The sequence below is a fragment of the Streptomyces sp. 71268 genome (assembly GCF_029392895.1).
In the GTDB taxonomy this organism is placed as follows: Bacteria; Actinomycetota; Actinomycetes; order Streptomycetales; family Streptomycetaceae; genus Streptomyces.
The window spans coordinates 5,641,559-5,658,346 of the sequence record NZ_CP114200.1 but is presented as its reverse complement, the minus strand read 5'-3'; the positions used below and the strand labels follow the sequence as shown (position 1 = coordinate 5,658,346).

The window sequence follows — 16,788 nt, the reverse complement described above, 5'->3', positions numbered from 1 at the left end:
CCACACCCTGTACGAGACGAGCGCTTTGCGGGAGCGAGCGGTGAGCGGATCTCTCGACGGCCACAGCGGCGCGCCTAGCGCGACCCTGCCGACGATGACGGAACGTAACGCACCACTGAGTGAGTACCGCGCCGCCTTTCATGCCGCGCATGTGGCGATGGCTGTCGTCGACCACGAGGGGGTGGTGCACGCCGCGAACGCGGCTCTCGGAGCGCTGCTCGGCGCCGACCCCGAGCGGTTGCGCGGCGCCAGCGCCGCCGACCTCGCCGATCTGCGCGAGGACCCTCGGCTGTGGTCCGCCTACGGCGAGGTGCTGCGCGGACGGCACGATCGGCTGCGCTGTACGCGACGGCTGCGGGAGCACGACGGGCGCGCCCGCTGGGTGGAGGTCACCGTGGTCCCGCTGGCCGCGGACACCGACCTGGCCGCCGACCTGACGGCCGCGCTGCCCGCGGACCGGCGCCGCCGGCGGCGCGCCGACCGGCGGGCCGCCGCCCGGGCCGACCGGTGCGACCAGCACCCGGAGGGGCCGGCCGAGCGGCGGGCGGTGCTGCTGACCATCGAGGACGTGAGCGAGCAGCACGATCTCCAGGCCCGGCTGCGCCACCTCCAGATGCACGACCCGGTGACTCGGCTGCCCAACCGGAGCCTGTTCTTCGAGCGGCTGGCCAGCGCGCTGGAGTCGGCCACGGTGGCGCCCGGGGCGGCCCAGGTGCCGCATCCGTCGGGCGGGGAGAGCGCGCCGCACGGCGACGGCGACGCGGCGCGCCCGGCAGCCGGGGCCGCGACAGGTGGCGGCCCCGGCGGCGCCGCCGGGACCGGTGGCGAACCGGGCCCGCAGCGCGGTGGCGACGCCCAGCGCGGTGGCGGGGCGGCGGCGGTGGGTGGGCGGCGCAGTGGCCGGGTCGGGCTGTGCTACCTCGACCTCGACGGGTTCAAGGCGATCAACGACACGCTCGGGCACCGGGTCGGGGACGAGCTGCTCGGCGCGGTCGGGCAGCGGCTGGCCGAGTGCGCCGCGCCCGACGGACACCTGGTGGCCCGGCTCGGCGGCGACGAGTTCGCCCTGCTGGTGACCGACTCGACCGGCACCGACCAGCTCACCGAGTTGGCCCACGCGCTGTTGGTCGCCCTCCAGCGGCCGTTCGACGTGGCCGGGCACCGGTTGACGGTCTCGGCGAGCATCGGGGTCGTGGAGCGGCTGGCCGCCGGGACGCACACCACCGCCCTGATGCAGGCCGCCGACACCACGCTGTACTGGGCGAAGGCGGACGGCAAGGCCCGGTGGGCGCTCTTCGACCCGGAGCGCAACGCGCACCGGATGACCCGTCAGGCGCTGTCCAGCACGCTGCGGCAGGCCGTCGAGCGGGGCGAGTTCATGCTGGAGTACCAGCCGCTCGTCGGTCTGGAGGACGGCTTGGTGCGCGGCGCGGAGGCGCTCGTACGGTGGCGGCACCCGCAGTTCGGGCTGCTGGCGCCGAATCGGTTCATCGGATTGGCGGAGGAAAACGGCGCCATCGTGCCGCTGGGCCGCTGGGTGTTGCGCACCGCGTGCTGGCAGGCCAGGCACTGGCAGTTGGCCCACCCCACCCGGCCGGTGCGGGTGAGCGTCAACGTGGCGGTGCGGCAGGTGTGGGACTCGGACCTGGTCGCGGACGTGGCGGCCACCCTCGCGGAGACCGGGCTGCCGGCCGAGCTGCTGCAACTGGAGCTGACCGAGTCGGCCGTGATGGGCTCGGCCGGCCGCCCGTTGCAGGCGTTGCAGCAGCTCAGCGACATGGGCGTGACCATCGCCATCGACGACTTCGGCACCGGCTACTCCAACCTGGCCTATCTGAGCCGGCTGCCGGTCTCCTCGCTGAAGCTGGACGGCTCGTTCGTGCGCGGCTTCCGCGCCGAGGAGCACCCCAACCCGGCCGACGAGACGATCGTCGAGGCGCTGGTGCAGCTCGCGCACCGGCTCGGGCTCACGGTGACCGCCGAGTGCGTGGAGAGCGCGGAGCAGGCCGAGCGACTGGGCCGCATCGGTTGCGACACCGGGCAGGGCTGGTTCTTCTCCCGCCCGGTCTCACCCGAGCAGGTCTCGGCCCTGCTCCGCGAGGAGGGCACGGACAAGGGCCGAGCGGAGGGCTGAGCCGCGCCGACCGGCCGGGCGCGGCCCCGGCCGCGCGGCCCCGCCCCTCCCCGGGCCCCGCGCCGGCCAGCGGCGGGGCGCAGCCCGTACGACGTGGGCCGCGACCGTGGCCCGCGGTCAGGGCGCGGTCGGCGCCGGCAGGCCGTACGCGTCGGCGATCAGCTCGTACGAGCGCAGCCGGGCCCGCGGGCTGTGCACGTTCGCCGTGATCACCAGCTCGTCCGCGCCGGTCCGCTTGACCAACTGGTCGAGGCCGTCGCGCACGGCGTCCGGCGTCCCGTGCACCACGTTGGCGACGTGGCTGTCCACGAACTCGCGCTCGGCCGGGGCGAACGCGTACTCCTCGGCCTCCTCCGGCGTCGGGATCAGGCCCGGCCGGCCGAGCCGCAGCCGGATCATCGACAGGGCCCCGGTCATGACCTGGCGGCGGGCCTCCCGCTCGTCGTCGGCGGCCAGCGCGCCGACCCCGATGGAGGCGTACGGGGCGTCCAGCACGGCCGACGGGCGGAACGAGGAGCGGTAGAGGTCGAGCGCGGGGATGGTGTTGGCCGCCGAGAAGTGGTGCGCGAAGGAGAACGGCAGCCCGAGCGCGCCGGCGAGCTGAGCGCTGAAGCCGCTGGAGCCGAGCAGCCAGATCGCGGGCCGGTCGGCGGACTGCACGCCGCCGGGGACGCTGCCCTGGATGGGCCCGGGGATGGCGTGGATGCGCGCGTACCGGTGGCCGTCGGGGAAGTCCGCGTCGAGGAACCTGGTCAGCTCGGCGAGCTGGCGGGGGAACTCGTCGGCGCCCTCGTTCAGCCGGTCCGAGCGGCGCAGCGCGGCGGCGGTCGCCCCGTCCGTGCCGGGCGCGCGGCCGAGCCCGAGGTCGACCCGGCCCGGCGCCATCGCCTCCAGGGTGCCGAACTGCTCGGCGATGACCAGCGGCGCGTGGTTGGGCAGCATGACGCCGCCCGAGCCGAGCCGGATGCGGTCGGTGTGGGCGGCGAGGTGGGCGAGGATGACCGCGGGCGAGGAGCTGGCGACGCCCGGCATCGAGTGGTGCTCGGCCACCCAGTACCGGTGGAAGCCGCGCCGCTCGGCGAGCTGGACCAGCTCCACGGAGGTGCGCAGCGCGTCGCTCGCGGTCAGCCCGCTGCCGACGGTCGCCAGGTCCAGCACGGAGAGCGGTACGGGTGCGGTGCCGCTCGCCGTTCCTCGAATCGTGTCCACCGGCGTCGTGCCTCCTGAGATCGCGTACGTAGCAGAGGACGCTAACCGGAGATCGCATCCGGTTATTCCCGGGGTCCGCCACGCGATCTCGCGCGCCTCCTCGTACGGGCCACGGTACGGACCCGGCGCGGACCCCGCGCCCGCCGTCGATCGCGCCCAACTACCCTACTGCGGCTGCCTGTTGCGCTTTCACACGGCCGGGCACCCGGCGCCCGTCACGAACAGTCGGCCGAGCCCGGGCCGGGTCACCGCGCGGTCGAGCAGCCGCAGGCCCTCCCAGACGGTGACCTGGTTGGCGGTCAGCACGGGCTTGCCGACGGCGGCCTCCAGGGCGGGCAGGTGGGCCGCGGTGTGCAGGGCGGTGTCCGGCAGCAGCACGGCCCGCGCGTCCGGGTGGTCGCCGGCGCGGACCAGGCGCAACACCTCCGCCTCGCCCCAGGTGCCGACCTCGGCCGCGGTGATCACGCCGCTGGCGCGCGCCTGGACCACCTCGATGCCGGCCGACTTGAGGAAGGCCGTGAAACGGTCGGCGACGTCCCGGGGGTACGTCGCGGCCACGGCCACCCGTTCGGCGCCGATGGCGCGCGCCGCGCGGGCGAAGGCGAAGGACGTGCTGGACGCCGGGGCGCCGGCGGTGGCCGCCAGCTCGCGCACCTGCTCGCCGGCGCCCTCCCAGCCGAAGACGAAGCTGGCGCTGGTGCAGGCCCAGACGACGGCGTCGGCGCCGCGCCGGCGCAGTTCCCCCACCCCGGCCGCGAGCCTGGCCGCCGATCCCATTTCCAGCAGGGCGTCCACCCGGTGCGCGTCCTCGCCGATATCGGTATGAACCAACGGCAGTCGAATATCGCCGCCGAGCAGCTTCTCCAGACGTGGATAGTCGTCTTCCGCCGAGTAACCGGGGTAAAGAAATCCGACCGTCGTCACGCGCCACCTCCTGATCACCGATCTCCCACCGTTCCGGATGACGCCGTACCGCCCCGTTTCCGCTATTCGACGCCCCGCGCCCGGGAGCCGGCCATTACGTCGTTCGGCCCTTTCCGGCAGCACGGGGCGCTGTTTCCTTCCCGCCATTCCGCCGCCGCCCCCGCGGTCCACGGCGGACCGGCGGGGCCCGGAAGCGGAACGTGTCCGCGCTGTCGGTGGCGGTCCGGCCCGCCCCCGCCCGGACAGCACGGCTAGCCGGTCGGGCCGCCGTACTCGTCCGGGGACGGCGGCGGATCAAGGCCGTCCGGCAGGTCCGACTCCGGAGCGCCCGACGAGCCGGCGTACGCCTCCTCGGGTGGCGGGACGGGCGGCAGCGCGACCGGGCCCGAGCGCGCGGCGGGGTCGACCAGCGCCTGGTAGGGGCCGACGGCCCGGGCGCCCATCGTCCGCAGCGCGGACCACATCGTCACCTGGTTCGCGGACAGCACCGGCATCCGCAACTCCGCCTCCAACTGCGGAATCACGTCATAGGTGGGGAGGTTGGTGCAGCTGATGAACAGGGCGTCGGCGGAGCCGACCACCGCCAGCCGCGCCATGTCCACCACGTCCCGGTAGGGCACCCGCCAGATCGCCCCGGTCAGCCCCAGGTAGGCGCGGCCTACGACGGCGATGTCGGCCGCCGCCAGGTACTCCTCCAGGGCGTCGGTGACCGACTTCGTGTACGGCGTGACCAGGGCGATCCGCCGCACGCCCAGCTCGTCGAGGGCCGCGAGCAGCGCGCCCGACGTGGTCAGCGACGGCACCTCACCCGCCTGGGTCATCGCCGCGCACATCGCCCGCTCGCCCGGCACGCCGCCGACGAAGCTGCCCGACGCGCAGGCGTACGCCACCACCTCGGGCGCGACGGCGCTCAGCGCCTGCACCGCCGCGCGCAACGTCTCGTGCTCGCTGACGATCCGCGCCAGGTCGAGGCTCACCTCGACCGGGACGAACGGCGTGCGGGTCAGGTGCAGCGAGACCTCATCCGGAACCCAGCGCCACAGTTCACGGTCCAGCGCGAAGTCGAACGGGGCGACGACGCCCACGCCGCGTTGCCGCTGTGGGCCACCCAGAAAAGAGACGTCCATTTTCGAGCCCCCATGTGAAACGCCGGGCTGTGGCCGTTGGCCAGGGGAAAGAGAGCCGGTGAATGCCGGGACGTCGGGATAGGAACCGCTGTTGACGACGGTAGTTTCCGCTGCCTAGCGTGGTCAATCCGCATATCCACGGTGACTTGCCGCCCGCCAGGAACCTCCTACCCGCTCGACGTTTCGGAACGGTTTCCCGCCCATGTCTGAACTCACCGTCGTGGTCCTCGGCGACACTCCCCCCGTACGGCTCGACCGGCTCGCCGGCCGGGCGCGTGTCCAGGTCAGCGACGCCGCGTCGCTGCCCGCGCTGCTGCCGGGCGCCGACGTGCTGCTCGTGTGGGACTTCCAGTCCGACGCGCTGCGCGACGCCTGGCCGGGGTCGGGGCCCAGGCCCGGGTGGGTGCACACGGCCAGCGCCGGCGTCGACCGGCTGCTCTTCCCCGATCTGGTCGAGTCCCAGACGCTGCTGACCAACGCGCGCGGCGTCTTCGACCAGCCGATCGCGGAGTACGTCGGCGCGCTCGTGCTGGCCTTCGCCAAGGACCTGGCCGGTACCTGGGAACTCCAGCGCCAACGCCGCTGGCGGCACCGCGAGACCCGGCGGCTGGCCGGCACCCGCGCGGTGGTCGTCGGGGTCGGGCCGATCGGCCGGGCGATCGGCGAGACGCTGCGGGCGCTCGGCGTGCGCGTGGAGTGGGTGGGGCGCACCGCGCGCGCGGGCGTGCGGGGCGCGGACGAGTTGGACGACCTGTTGCCGGACGCCGACTGGGTGGTGTGCGCCGCGCCGCTGACCTCCGCGACCCGCGGCATGTTCGACCGCGCGGCGTTCGCCCGGATGGCGCCCTCGGCGTACTTCGTCAACGTGGGCCGGGGCCCGCTGGTGGTCACCGAGGAACTGCGCGCGGCGCTGCTGGAGCGGCGACTCGCGGGGGCCGCCCTGGACGTGTTCGAGCGGGAGCCGCTGGCGTCGGACAGCCCGCTGTGGGACACGCCAGGGCTGCTGGTCTCGCCGCACATGAGCGGCGACACGGTGGGCTGGCGCGATGACCTGGCCCGACAGTTCGAGGACAACTTCGACCGGTGGGCGGCGGGCGAGCCGCTGTTCAACGTGGTCGACAAGCGGCTCGGCTACGTGCCCGGATGAGGTGCCGCGCACGAGGTCACCGCACCACCGCCCGGTGGGCCGGCCGGCGCCACCGACCGCACGAGTGAACCCGGAGGGGCCGGATGACCGATCTGTGCGACCTGAAAGCCGTTCAACTCGTCGAGAGCTACGCGGCGCGCACCGTCTCGCCGGTCGAGGCCACCCGGGCCGCGCTGGCCCGGGCCGAACAGATCCAGCCCCTGGTGCACGCCTTCACCCGGCTGGACGCCGATACGGCACTGCGCGAGGCCGCCGAGTCCGCCGCGCGGTGGGCGCGCGGCGAGCCGCTGGGCCTCCTTGACGGGGTGCCGGTGTCGATCAAGGACATGCTGCTGCTGCGCGGCGGGCCCACGCTGCGCGGCTCGCTCACCCTCTCCGAACGGGGCCCGTGGACGGAGGACGCGCCGGCGGTGGCCCGGCTGCGCGAGCACGGCGCGGTCTTCCTCGGCAAGACCACCACGCCCGAGTTCGGCTGGAAGGGGGTGACCGACTCGCCGCGCGAGGGCGTCACCGGCAACCCGTACGACCCCGCGCGCACCTCCGGCGGCTCCAGCGGGGGCAGCGCGGCGGCGGTGGCCTGGGGGGCCGGGCCGCTGAGCCTGGGCACCGACGGCGGCGGCTCGGTGCGCATCCCGGCCGCGTTCTGCGGCACCTTCGCGCTGAAGCCGACGTACGGGCGGGTGCCGCTGTACCCGGCGAGCCCGTTCGGGACGCTCTCGCACGTGGGCCCGATCACCCGGGACGCGGCCGACGCGGCGCTGCTGATGGACGTGGTCAGCGGGGCCGACTGGCGGGACTGGTCGCAGCTCGGGCAGGTCGGCGACGGGTTCAGGGCCGGGCTCGACGAGCCGCTGACCGGGCTGCGGGTCGCCTACAGCCCCACCCTCGGCGGGGTCTCGGTGGACCCGGAGGTGGCCTTGGCGGTGCGGCGGGCGGTGGAGTCGCTGGCCGAGCTGGGCGCCGTGGTGGAGGAGGCCGAGCCGGGGTTCACCGATCCGGTGGAGGCGTTCCACGTGCTGTGGTTCAGCGGGGCGGCGCGGGTGGTGCAGCCGCTGGACGAGGAGCGGCGGGCGCTGCTCGACCCGGGGCTGCGCGAGGTGTGCGAGCGGGGCGCGGCCTACAGCGCGCTGGACTACCTGGCGGCGGTGGACGCGCGGATGGCGCTCGGCCACGCGATGGGCCGCTTCCACACCCGCTACGACCTGCTGGTCACCCCGACGCTGCCGATCACGGCCTTCGCCGCCGGTGTCGAGGTGCCGCCGGGTTCGGGGCTTGAGCGGTGGACGGGCTGGACGCCGTTCACCTATCCGTTCAACCTCACCCAGCAGCCGGCGGCCTCCGTGCCGTGCGGACTCTCCTCGCGGGGGTTGCCGATCGGGGTGCAGCTGGTGGCGGCGCGGCACGCGGACGCGCTGGTGCTGCGCGTCGCGCACGCGCTGTACGGGGCGGGCGTCGCCGACGCGGTACGGGCGCCCGCGCCCGGGGCCGGGGCGTGAGCCGCGCCGGGCCGTCACGCCCGGCCGGGAGCTGAGGGTCACGCCCGGCGGAAGCTGAGGGTCTCCCCCAGCGCGCCGGCGCGCCACAGGTCCTGACAGGCGTCGGCCATGCGGTCGAGCCCGTCGACCACGGCGCCCCAGACAATGCCGGGCACCCAGCCGGCGTCGCCGTTGATCAGCAGGTTGTTGCGCTCGTAGAACAGCGCGAGGTCGACCACCCGCGACCGGGTGGGCCGCGCGGGGGCGGTGCCCGCGCCGCGCGCGGTGGCCGCCCGCGCCGCCTCGTAGCCGTAGGAGGCGGTCCCCAACTGGGTCTCGGTGAACGTGAAGTAGCACAGGTCGCCGGGGATGGGGGTGATGGTGGGGTTCTCCAGGGGTGGTTCCCGTGGGGCGAACGGCGGCAGAAGCGCGTAGATCTCGTTGCGCGCGTACTTCGCGTGGTAGACGTCGCCGCCGAGGGGGAGCGCGTTCCACACGGCGTCGCAGGTGCGCGGGGCGCGGTCGTCGAGCAGCTTCGCCGTGCAGCGCACGCCGCGCCTGTCGAGGGAGACCTCCAAGAACCGGTCGGTCACCGACTGCTCCTCTCGCCGCTTTCCGGAATCCATCGTGCCGCGCTCCTCCAGGTCACGGCCTGTCGACGGGCTACGTCAAGGGCTGGAAACGATCCGCATAACTTCACTCAACTCGGGTAGCCGCGCGGCCATGGCTCGACCACGAGGGAACGACAAGGGAAAAGGGCTGGCACGGCGCTCGCTGCTCGCGGGCGGCGCGGCTCTGGGGCTGCTGGGGGCGGCCGGCTGTAGCCGAGTCTCCAGCGCGGACGCCAAGGACGGGGGAAATCTGCTGGACCGGCTCAGGTCTCAGGGCACGGTCCGGCTGGGGATCGCGGGGGAGATCCCCTTCGGGTACATCGACAAGGACGGGGAGTTCACGGGAGAGGCGCCGGAGATCGCCAAGGTGATCTTCAAGCGGCTCGGGGTCGGCAGCGTGCAGCCGGTGCCGACGGAGTTCTCCTCACTCATTCCGGGTCTGCGCTCTCAGCAGTTCGACGTGGTATCGGCCGGCATGTACATCGACCCGGTCCGCTGCGAGCAGGTGATCTTCTCCGATCCCGACTACAAGATGCTCGACGCGTTCATCGTGGCCAAGGGCAATCCGAAGAACCTGCGCGACTACAAGGACATCGTGCGCACCGGCGCGCGGATGGCCAGCGGCACCGCGTACGCCCAGATCGGTTACGCCGAGACGGCGGGCGTCAAGCGCTCGGAGATCACCGTGCTGCCCGACCAGCTCGCGGGCCTGCTCGCGGTGGAACAGGGCCGCGTGGACGTGTTCGCCGGGACCACCGTGACCGTGCACAACGTGGTCAAGCAGCGCGGCAGCCGCAAGGCCGAGGCGACCGAGCCGTTCCAGGCGCTGGACGCCGACGGCAAGCCGGCGATCGGCGCGGGCGGGTTCGCCTTCCGCCCGGAGGAGACCAAGCTCCGGGACGCCTTCAACGTGGAGCTGCACAAGATGAAGAAGAGCGGCGAACTCCTGCGCGTCATGCGGCCGTTCGGCTTCACCGAGACGGAGATGACCGATCTCACGGCCGAGGAGTTGTGTTCATGACCGCGGGACTGTGGGAGCACTGGCTCCTGCCCGGCATCTGGATCACCGTGCAGCTCACGCTCTACAGCGCGGTGTTCGCCACCCTGGTGGCCTTCGGCGTCGGCATCGCGCGCACCTCACGGCTGTGGATCGTCCGCTTCCTGACCGGCTTCTACGTGGAGGTCTTCCGCGGCACCTCGGCTCTGGTGTTGATGTTCTGGTTGTTCTTCGTGATGCCGCTGGGCTTTGAGTTCCAGCTCGTACCCATGTGGGCCGCGGTACTGGCCCTGGGGCTGACGTACGGGGCGTACGGCTCCGAGATCGTGCGCGGCGCGCTGGCGGCGGTGGCCCCGGCGCAGCGCGAGGCGGCCATCGCGCTCAGCTTCTCGCCGGCGCAGCGGATGCGGCGGGTGGTGCTGCCGCAGGCCATCCCCGAGATGATCCCGCCGTTCAACAACCTGCTGATCGAGCTGCTGAAGGCGACCGCGCTGGTGTCGGCCGTGAGCGTCGCGGACATCACCTTCGCCGCCCAGCTCTCGCGCCTGGCGACCGGCGAGAGCCTGGAGATCTACTCCATCATCCTGGTCCTGTACTTCGTGCTCGCCTTCCTCCTCACCCGGGCGATGCGCCTGCTCGAGCGCAAGGCCAAGGCGAGCATCGGGCAGGCCCCGCCGCCGGGCGACGGTCTGCTGGCCAGGCTGACGAAGGGGTCGACCAGGGCCCAGGCGAAGCGTCCCGCCGCGCCGAAGTCGGCTGACGCGCTGGCCTCGGGAGGTGCCAAGTGACCTGGAACTGGGACGTCGCCAGGGACTTCCTGCCCGAGCTGCTCGACGGGCTGCTCATCACGTTGCAGGCCACCGCGCTCGGCTCGGTGCTCGCCTTCGCGCTCGGGCTGGTGTGGGCGCTGGCCCTGCGCTCGTCGACGCGCTTCGTGCGCTGGCCGGTGGGCGTCTTCGTGGAGTTCATCCGCAACACGCCGCTGCTGGTGCAACTCTTCTTCTTCTACTGGGTGCTGCCGAGCTGGGACATCAAGTTCTCCGCGCTCACCACCGGCGTGATCGCGCTCGGCCTGCACTACTCGACGTACGTCGCCGAGGTCTACCGCGCCGGCATCGACGGCGTACCGGTCGGCCAGTGGGAGGCGGCCACCGCGCTGAACATGGCGCGCGGGCGGACCTGGTTCGTGGTGATCCTGCCGCAGGCCATCCGCCGGGTGGTGCCGGCCCTGGGCAACTACGTCATCGCGATGCTGAAGGACTCCCCGATGATCGCGCTGATCGGCGTCACCGACATGCTGCAAAAGGCCCGGTCAGAGGGCGCGACCTCGTTCCAGTACATCGAGCCTTACACGATGGTCGGCATCGCCTTCATCCTCATTTCGTACCCGGCATCCCTGTTGATGCGAGCTCTGGAGCGTCGTCTTGGCCACTGAACCCATCACCCAGAACCCCGCCGTGGACGGCTCCGAGCTGATCCGCTTCGACCACGTCACCAAGCGGTTCGGCGACAACACCGTCCTGGACAACCTCGACTTCACGGTCGCCTCCGGCAAGCACGTGACCCTCATCGGCCCGTCCGGCTCCGGCAAGACGACGATCCTGCGGCTGCTGATGACGCTGCTCAAGCCCGAAGAGGGCACGATCATGGTGGACGGCGACTACCTCACCCACGAGGAGAAGAACGGCAAGCTGGTCCCGGCCGGCGAGAAGCACACCCGTGAGGTGCGCAAGAAGATCGGCATGGTCTTCCAGCAGTTCAACCTGTTCCCGAACATGCGCGTGCTACGCAACATCACCGAGGCCCCGGTGCACGTGCTCGGCATGGGCAAGGACGAGGCCGAGGAGCGCGCCCGGGGCCTGCTCGACCTGGTCGGCCTCGGCGACAAGTGCGACGCGTACCCGACCCAGCTCTCTGGCGGCCAGCAGCAGCGCGTCGCCATCGCCAGAGCGCTGGCGATGCGCCCGCAGGTGCTGCTGCTCGACGAGGTGACCTCGGCGCTCGACCCGGAGCTGGTCGCGGGCGTGCTGGACGTGCTGCGGGACCTGGCGCACACGACGGACATCACCATGCTGTGCGTGACGCACGAGATGAACTTCGCCCGGGACATCTCGGACGACGTGCTGATGTTCGACGCGGGGCGCGTCATCGAGTCGGGCCCGCCGGAGAAGATATTCAGCGAGCCGGAGCACGAGCGCACCCGCGAGTTCCTGAGCGCCGTGCTCTGAGCGCGACGCTTCCGGGCCGGGTCGGGCGCCGGGCCCGGAGCGCCGTCGGTGCCACCCGGGCGGTGGGGGCCGCCGCGCGCCGCGAGCGCGGTGGTCCCCCGAGCTGATGATCCGATCCATGACGCTGGCATATGCCACCGTGGCGCGTCGCTGTTGAGCCGGGTGTCCGGCGACAGCAATTCACCCAACACCCCCGTCATGGCCACCGCTTGGCGGCTATCGTGGTACGAAGCTCCGCTGCCCGAGGTCGCGCCGCGCTCCACCCGTCGGCCGTGACCAGCAGCGACAGCGACACCGCAAGCGGTCACAACCTGGTAGGGGGAAACCGTGGCGCCGAAGCCCGAGCCGACCGCCCCACAGCACTCGGTACGGCATGCCCTCCGGGTGCTGGAGATGGTCTCCAAGCACACAGGTGGCGTCACCGACGTCGAGATCGCCCGTCGCATCGACGCCTCCAGCGCCCAGCTCGCCGAACTCCTGGCGATGCTGCGTCGCGAGGGGTACGTGGAACAGACGAGCGACGGGGCCTACGTCAGTGGGGAGGCGCTGCTCGTACTCGGCGGCAGCGGCGCCAACCGCCAGCAGGCGCTGCACGCCAAGCTCCAGCGCACGCTCACCGCGCTGCGCGACACGGTCGGCGCGGCGGTCTACATCAGCCGGTACATCGACGGCGAGGTGAAGATCACGCAGTACGCGGACGGCCCGAACGTGCCCAGAGTCAACGAGTGGGTGGACTTCAGAGTCGCGGCCCACGCGAGCGCGGTCGGCAAGTGCCTGCTCACCCAGCTCGACTACAACGAGCGCCGCGAGCACCTGTCGCGACACAAGATCGTGCGACTCACCTCGCGCACGACCACCAGCGAGCGGGTGCTCTTCAGCCGCCTGGACAGCCAGCCCGCGACGGTGCCCGTGCTCGACCTCCAGGAGTACGCGGTGGGCACCGTGTGTGCCGCCGTGCCGATCACGGCCGGCCGCGCGGTCGGCTGCCTGGCCCTGTCGCTGCCGGTGGAGCACGCGCACCGACTCCGGCAGGCGGCGTACGCACTGAACCGCGAGGCCGCGCCGGTGCTGCTGTCGCTCACGCTCTAGCCGTACTGATCACGAGCGCTCCAGCGGGTCTCGCCGGCGCGGCGAGCGGGGGCCTCGCCGGCCTGACGGCTTCCGGCGACGCCGCCGGGCGGCGGCGAGCGGGGCAGGTCACGGCGGTGGAGGCGGGTCGGACGGTGGTTCTGAGCACCCCCGATGGGCGGGTAAGATGTACTTCGTCAACGCGCGCCGCTAGCTCAGTTGGTTAGAGCAGCTGACTCTTAATCAGCGGGTCCGGGGTTCGAGTCCCTGGCGGCGCACTTCGTATGACGCATCAGACGGTGGGCCCCCCGGAGTTTTCCGGGGGGCCCACCGTCGTCTGTGCGCCCGGGCGGTTCAGGCTGGGAGCGCGCCGGAAAAGTGCGAGCGCGACAGCGCGCCGGACGGGTGCGGGCGGCACGGGGCAGCGTGGGGCTGCTCCGTGCCGCCCGGGTGAGCGGTGGCGCGGGCGGAGACCGCCGTCGCGGCGGCGGGTCCGCCGTCGCGGCCGGTCAGCGTCGCCGCCCCGGACGGGCAGGGGCCACCGGGGGCGGGCGGCGCTGGCGCGGGCCTGGAAGCGGGCCTAGAACTCGACGTCCGAGCAGGCGTAGAACGCGTTGCCCGTGTCGTTGATCGTCCAGACGGACACGAGCACGTGCTTGCCACTGCGCTGCGGCAGGGTGGCCGGGTGGCTCACGCTGGACGAGGGCTGCCGGCCGTTGTACGGGACGGTGTGGAACGGCGTCAGGTCCAGGCTGGCCCGGGTGACCGGCTTGGTCGGGTCGAAGCCGTCCTTGGTGAGGTAGTAGCGGAAGTCGGTGGTGGAGTGCGGCACCGGAATCCGCCAGGTGAGGTTGACGCTCTGCCCGGAGGAGAGCTTGGTGGCGGGCCACTTGCCGCCGCGGGGGTCGTCGAGCGGGGCCCATCGGGCATCGCCGCCGGCGCAGATCTTGCCGTCGGCGGGGCCGCGCGTCGGGAAGCCCTTGGGGCCCTCGACGCTCTGCGGTTCCCACACGATCTGGCCGCAGTTCTTGACCTTGCCCTGGGCGCACAGGATTTGCCGGCTCGGGGGGTTGTCGCTGTAGCCGTGGCTGGTGGCGGTGCCACCGGTCATCAAGACGGACGATCCCGCGAGGCCGAGCCCGAGGAGGGCCGCACTGATCTTCTTACGCATGCTTGGCTCCTGACAAGCGTGTGGGGAGTGCGTGTGGAGGCGTTTCTGGCGTGCGTGAAGTGGTGCGCGGGGGGTTGGTGGTGGGTGCTGAGGCTGGTACGCGTGGGGGGTTGAGGCGGTCTAGACCAAGTTCGAGACTAGTCCCGCCAACTGAACATGTCCATATCAAGTGGGACCAGAACGCGGTCGCAGCGCCGCCTCGATTCCTTGACCTGTTCACCGTTCGGTTGATCGTTGCCCGCCACCCAGGCGCGGGCCTGTTTGGCGTCCCGGCCACCCGCCAACTGCCGCTCGACCAGACGGTGTTCGCGTACCGCGTCCGCCGTCTCCAGGTACCAGACCTCGGCCAGCGAAGCGCGCGCGGCGCGCCACCCCGGAGCGTCGCACGCCAGGTAGTTCCCCTCGGTGATCACCAGTCGGGCCGACGGGGGCACCAGGTGCCGGGCCGCCACCGGCTCGTGCAGCGTCCGGTCGTAGTCGGGTACGTAGACCTCGCGCCGCTCCTCCCGGCGCACCCGTTCCAGGAGTGCGGCGTACCCCCAGACGTCGAAGCTGGGCTCCGAACCCTTGCGGTCGGTCAGGCCGAGCCGGCGCAACTGCGCGTTGGAGAGGTGGAACCCGTCCATCGGCAGGTACGCGGCGCTCCCCGCGCCGTGCCGCTCCCGCACGGCGGCGACCAGGGCCCGGGCCAACGTCGACTTCCCGGCCCCGGGCGCGCCGGCGATCCCCAACAGCCGCCGCGCCCCGGCACCGGCGGCGAGCGACCAGGCTTCGGCCGCGAGCGCGACGAGGTCCAGCGGCGGCGCCCCGACGCGGCCCGAGCGGGCGGAGTCCGTTGACGGTACGGAGGTCTCCGGGGGCGCGGCGTCCTCTGGGGGCATGGAGTCCTCCGGGGGTACGAGGTGGTCCGGGTTCGGGGGAACGGGACGGTCCGGGTTCGGGAGTACGGGGTGGTCAGCCATGCCACGGCACGCTAGGCCCTCGGCGCCACCGCGCCCCACCCAGCTCACCCGCGCGCCGTGCCCCGACCCGGCCAGGCCTGACCCGTTGCCGTGCCCCGACCCGGCCCGGCCCGGTCGCCGTGCCCCGACCCGGCCGGGCCCGGCCGCCGTGCCCCGTACCCCGTGGCGTCCCTCGCCTCCTCCGTACGCCCCGCGCCGCGCCAGGCGCCCCGCGACGCGCCGTACGCCCCACGTCGGGCGCGTCGCTGGCTCAGGCGACCTGACGTACCCCGGTCTCCGGGGACGGGACCGGGGACTGGGCCGTGTGCAGCAGGTGGGCGTAGCTGTGGCGGAGGGCGATGAGGGAGGTGCGGGCCTCGTGGTACGCCGCCGAGACCGGGCCGCCGCGCGGGGCCAAGCCACGGACGGGGGCGCACTGCCGCTCCAGCGCGGTCAGCCAGGCGCGTTGGGTGGCGGGCAGGTGCCGGCGCACCGCCTGCCGGCTCGCCTCACCCGTGCGCGCCCCCGTACCGAGCGCGGCCTCGGCCGCCTGGAGCACGGGCGGTTCGAGGGTGGCCGGCAGGTGTGCGCTGCCCCGGCCCACCGCCCCTCCCCCCGTCGCGCGCGGCCCGCGGGCCCACCGGGCGCGGGCCGGCCGAGCGCGGGGCCACCAGACGCGGAGGGTTGGGGCGCGCGCGACCGGGGTGCTCGCCGGGCGAGGCCGCCGCGCGGGCGAGCGCGGCGATGACCGTACGCTGCTGCTCGCTCGCCGGCGCGTCCGCCACCGCCCGTTGCTCGGCCAGCAGTTGGGCCCGCAGCGCGTGCAGCACCCGGGCCAGCCGGCGCAGGGCCGTGGCCGTCGCGGGCGCGTCCGGGCCCTGCGTGGCGAGCGTGTGGGCCAGCGCGTCGGCGAGTCGGAACAGCCATACGCCGTGCGCCTCAAGCCGGGTGGTGGCCAGCAGGAACCGGTCCAGCCGGCCCAGCGGCTCCCCGGCCGGCGTCCAGCGGACCACCGGCACCAGGGCCTCCGCGCGCACCAGTTGGTCGATCGGCATGTGGCGGCGCGGCTTGCGGGCAGTGGTCCAGTTGTGCAGGGCGAGCGCCGGCAGCGCCACGAAGTGCGGCTGGTCGAGCCGGTGCCCGAGCGCGGCCCACAGGTCGGTCAGGCCCGCGCCCGCCCGCTCGTCCGGCTCCGGGTCGGTCGGGGTCAGGTGCGCCCAGCCGCAGGCCGCGGCCAGTACGGCGACGCGCATCGCCGCTGCCTCCGCGTGCCGGTGGGTCAACCGGGTCACGCGGGCGCGCAGGGCGGCCAGTTCGCCGGCCCGCTCCGCGCGTTCGACCAGGTCACGGGCGGCGTCCCGCGAGGGCGCGAGGGCGACCGACGAGGCCAGCTCGTCCAACCGGACCCAGGTGCCGATCATGGCCCGGACCGGCGGCCGTTCCGGCAGGAAGCCGTGCGCGAGCCGCTCCCCGAGCCCGGCCGACGAGACCGGCCCCGCGCCGCCGCCCGGCCGCGCCGGGGAGCCGGGCGACTCCTCGTACGGCCGCGACGCCTCGTACGACCGCGCCGGCGCGCCCGGCTCCGTCACCCACCGCTCGCCCGAGGGGCCCCCGGTCGTGGGCGTGCCCGCCGGTGGGGGCGTCGGGGTGTCCGTACCCGTGGCCGTACCCGTCGTCGTGGTCGCCGTCGTCGGCTTCGTACCTGCTCCGGTCACACCCGTCACCACCGTCTCCCCTTCCCTGCCGGGCATCCCTG

Annotated in this window: 16 protein-coding genes and 1 tRNA gene; 9 read left to right on the top strand and 8 right to left on the bottom strand. The window is 73.5% G+C overall.

Annotation, left to right across the window (positions count from 1 at the left end):
- Positions 1 to 94: 94 nt before the first annotated feature.
- The gene (locus tag OYE22_RS22435; RefSeq protein WP_277322071.1) at positions 95 to 2,134 is read left to right on the top strand and encodes a bifunctional diguanylate cyclase/phosphodiesterase; all 2,040 of its coding nucleotides are present in this window, start codon (positions 95 to 97) and stop codon (positions 2,132 to 2,134) included.
- A 117-nt stretch (positions 2,135 to 2,251) separates the two neighbouring features.
- Here OYE22_RS22435 and OYE22_RS22430 read toward each other — a convergent pair whose 3' ends face one another.
- The 3 genes from OYE22_RS22430 to OYE22_RS22420 all read right to left on the bottom strand — a co-directional run bounded on the left by OYE22_RS22430 (position 2,252) and on the right by OYE22_RS22420 (position 5,394).
- Positions 2,252 to 3,343: an LLM class flavin-dependent oxidoreductase gene (locus tag OYE22_RS22430; RefSeq protein ID WP_277322070.1), complete on the bottom strand. Its 1,092-nt coding sequence runs from the start codon at positions 3,341 to 3,343 to the stop codon at positions 2,252 to 2,254.
- Positions 3,344 to 3,532: 189 nt separating this feature from the next.
- Positions 3,533 to 4,267, bottom strand: a complete 735-nt coding sequence (locus OYE22_RS22425; RefSeq protein ID WP_277322069.1) for a decarboxylase — start codon at positions 4,265 to 4,267, stop codon at positions 3,533 to 3,535.
- Positions 4,268 to 4,518: 251 nt separating this feature from the next.
- Complete coding sequence (locus OYE22_RS22420) at positions 4,519 to 5,394, bottom strand: decarboxylase (protein ID WP_277322068.1); 876 nt, start codon at positions 5,392 to 5,394, stop codon at positions 4,519 to 4,521.
- Between the two features lie 202 nt (positions 5,395 to 5,596).
- Between OYE22_RS22420 and OYE22_RS22415 the strand changes: the two genes are divergently transcribed.
- Together OYE22_RS22415 and OYE22_RS22410 are read left to right on the top strand one after the other, a co-directional pair.
- On the top strand, positions 5,597 to 6,541 hold the full coding sequence (locus OYE22_RS22415; RefSeq protein ID WP_277322067.1) for a D-2-hydroxyacid dehydrogenase: 945 nt from the start codon (positions 5,597 to 5,599) through the stop codon (positions 6,539 to 6,541).
- An 83-nt stretch (positions 6,542 to 6,624) separates the two neighbouring features.
- Positions 6,625 to 8,037 (top strand): amidase, encoded by a 1,413-nt coding sequence (locus OYE22_RS22410; RefSeq protein ID WP_277322066.1) that lies wholly within the window; start codon positions 6,625 to 6,627, stop codon positions 8,035 to 8,037.
- A gap of 38 nt (positions 8,038 to 8,075) precedes the next feature.
- On the opposite strand, the gene OYE22_RS22405 is transcribed toward OYE22_RS22410, so the two are convergent.
- Positions 8,076 to 8,609 (bottom strand): DUF3830 family protein, encoded by a 534-nt coding sequence (locus tag OYE22_RS22405; RefSeq protein ID WP_277324268.1) that lies wholly within the window; start codon positions 8,607 to 8,609, stop codon positions 8,076 to 8,078.
- Positions 8,610 to 8,739: 130 nt separating this feature from the next.
- Between OYE22_RS22405 and ehuB the strand changes: the two genes are divergently transcribed.
- The 6 genes from ehuB to OYE22_RS22375 all read left to right on the top strand — a co-directional run bounded on the left by ehuB (position 8,740) and on the right by OYE22_RS22375 (position 13,198).
- Complete coding sequence (ehuB, locus tag OYE22_RS22400) at positions 8,740 to 9,648, top strand: ectoine/hydroxyectoine ABC transporter substrate-binding protein EhuB (protein WP_277322065.1); 909 nt, start codon at positions 8,740 to 8,742, stop codon at positions 9,646 to 9,648.
- Complete coding sequence (ehuC, locus tag OYE22_RS22395; RefSeq protein ID WP_277322064.1) at positions 9,645 to 10,412, top strand: ectoine/hydroxyectoine ABC transporter permease subunit EhuC; 768 nt, start codon at positions 9,645 to 9,647, stop codon at positions 10,410 to 10,412. The genes ehuB and ehuC overlap by 4 nt, the downstream gene beginning before the upstream one ends.
- Complete coding sequence (gene ehuD, locus OYE22_RS22390) at positions 10,409 to 11,059, top strand: ectoine/hydroxyectoine ABC transporter permease subunit EhuD (protein ID WP_277322063.1); 651 nt, start codon at positions 10,409 to 10,411, stop codon at positions 11,057 to 11,059. Before ehuC ends, ehuD begins: the two co-directional genes overlap by 4 nt.
- A 22-nt stretch (positions 11,060 to 11,081) precedes the next feature.
- Entirely contained in the window at positions 11,082 to 11,852 is a 771-nt protein-coding gene (gene ehuA, locus OYE22_RS22385) for an ectoine/hydroxyectoine ABC transporter ATP-binding protein EhuA (protein ID WP_277324267.1), read from the top strand.
- A gap of 327 nt (positions 11,853 to 12,179) precedes the next feature.
- Positions 12,180 to 12,941 (top strand): IclR family transcriptional regulator C-terminal domain-containing protein, encoded by a 762-nt coding sequence (locus OYE22_RS22380; RefSeq protein ID WP_277322062.1) that lies wholly within the window; start codon positions 12,180 to 12,182, stop codon positions 12,939 to 12,941.
- 183 nt (positions 12,942 to 13,124) lie between these two features.
- Positions 13,125 to 13,198: transfer RNA gene (locus tag OYE22_RS22375), tRNA-Lys, on the top strand.
- 302 nt (positions 13,199 to 13,500) lie between these two features.
- Here OYE22_RS22375 and OYE22_RS22370 read toward each other — a convergent pair.
- From OYE22_RS22370 to OYE22_RS22355, 4 genes are all read right to left on the bottom strand, one after another.
- Positions 13,501 to 14,091, bottom strand: a complete 591-nt coding sequence (locus OYE22_RS22370; RefSeq protein ID WP_277322061.1) for a lytic polysaccharide monooxygenase auxiliary activity family 9 protein — start codon at positions 14,089 to 14,091, stop codon at positions 13,501 to 13,503.
- A gap of 137 nt (positions 14,092 to 14,228) precedes the next feature.
- Positions 14,229 to 15,053 (bottom strand): nucleoside/nucleotide kinase family protein, encoded by an 825-nt coding sequence (locus OYE22_RS22365; protein WP_348652238.1) that lies wholly within the window; start codon positions 15,051 to 15,053, stop codon positions 14,229 to 14,231.
- Positions 15,054 to 15,303: 250 nt separating this feature from the next.
- Complete coding sequence (locus tag OYE22_RS22360; protein ID WP_277322060.1) at positions 15,304 to 15,591, bottom strand: hypothetical protein; 288 nt, start codon at positions 15,589 to 15,591, stop codon at positions 15,304 to 15,306.
- The gene (locus OYE22_RS22355; protein WP_277322059.1) at positions 15,542 to 16,783 is read right to left on the bottom strand and encodes a hypothetical protein; all 1,242 of its coding nucleotides are present in this window, start codon (positions 16,781 to 16,783) and stop codon (positions 15,542 to 15,544) included. The genes OYE22_RS22360 and OYE22_RS22355 overlap by 50 nt, the downstream gene beginning before the upstream one ends.
- Positions 16,784 to 16,788 lie beyond the last annotated feature (5 nt).

Excerpts from the sequence above, each read along its gene's own strand:
- OYE22_RS22435 (WP_277322071.1), top strand. The coding sequence starts at position 95 with ATGACGGAACGTAACGCACCACTGAGTGAGTACCGCGCCGCCTTTCAT.
- OYE22_RS22420 (WP_277322068.1), bottom strand. The coding sequence starts at position 5,394 with ATGGACGTCTCTTTTCTGGGTGGCCCACAGCGGCAACGCGGCGTGGGC.
- OYE22_RS22415 (WP_277322067.1), top strand. The coding sequence starts at position 5,597 with ATGTCTGAACTCACCGTCGTGGTCCTCGGCGACACTCCCCCCGTACGG.
- OYE22_RS22410 (WP_277322066.1), top strand. The coding sequence starts at position 6,625 with ATGACCGATCTGTGCGACCTGAAAGCCGTTCAACTCGTCGAGAGCTAC.
- ehuB (WP_277322065.1), top strand. The coding sequence starts at position 8,740 with ATGGCTCGACCACGAGGGAACGACAAGGGAAAAGGGCTGGCACGGCGC.
- ehuC (WP_277322064.1), top strand. The coding sequence starts at position 9,645 with ATGACCGCGGGACTGTGGGAGCACTGGCTCCTGCCCGGCATCTGGATC.
- OYE22_RS22370 (WP_277322061.1), bottom strand. The coding sequence starts at position 14,091 with ATGCGTAAGAAGATCAGTGCGGCCCTCCTCGGGCTCGGCCTCGCGGGA.
- OYE22_RS22365 (WP_348652238.1), bottom strand. The coding sequence starts at position 15,053 with ATGGCTGACCACCCCGTACTCCCGAACCCGGACCGTCCCGTTCCCCCG.
- OYE22_RS22355 (WP_277322059.1), bottom strand. The coding sequence starts at position 16,783 with ATGCCCGGCAGGGAAGGGGAGACGGTGGTGACGGGTGTGACCGGAGCA.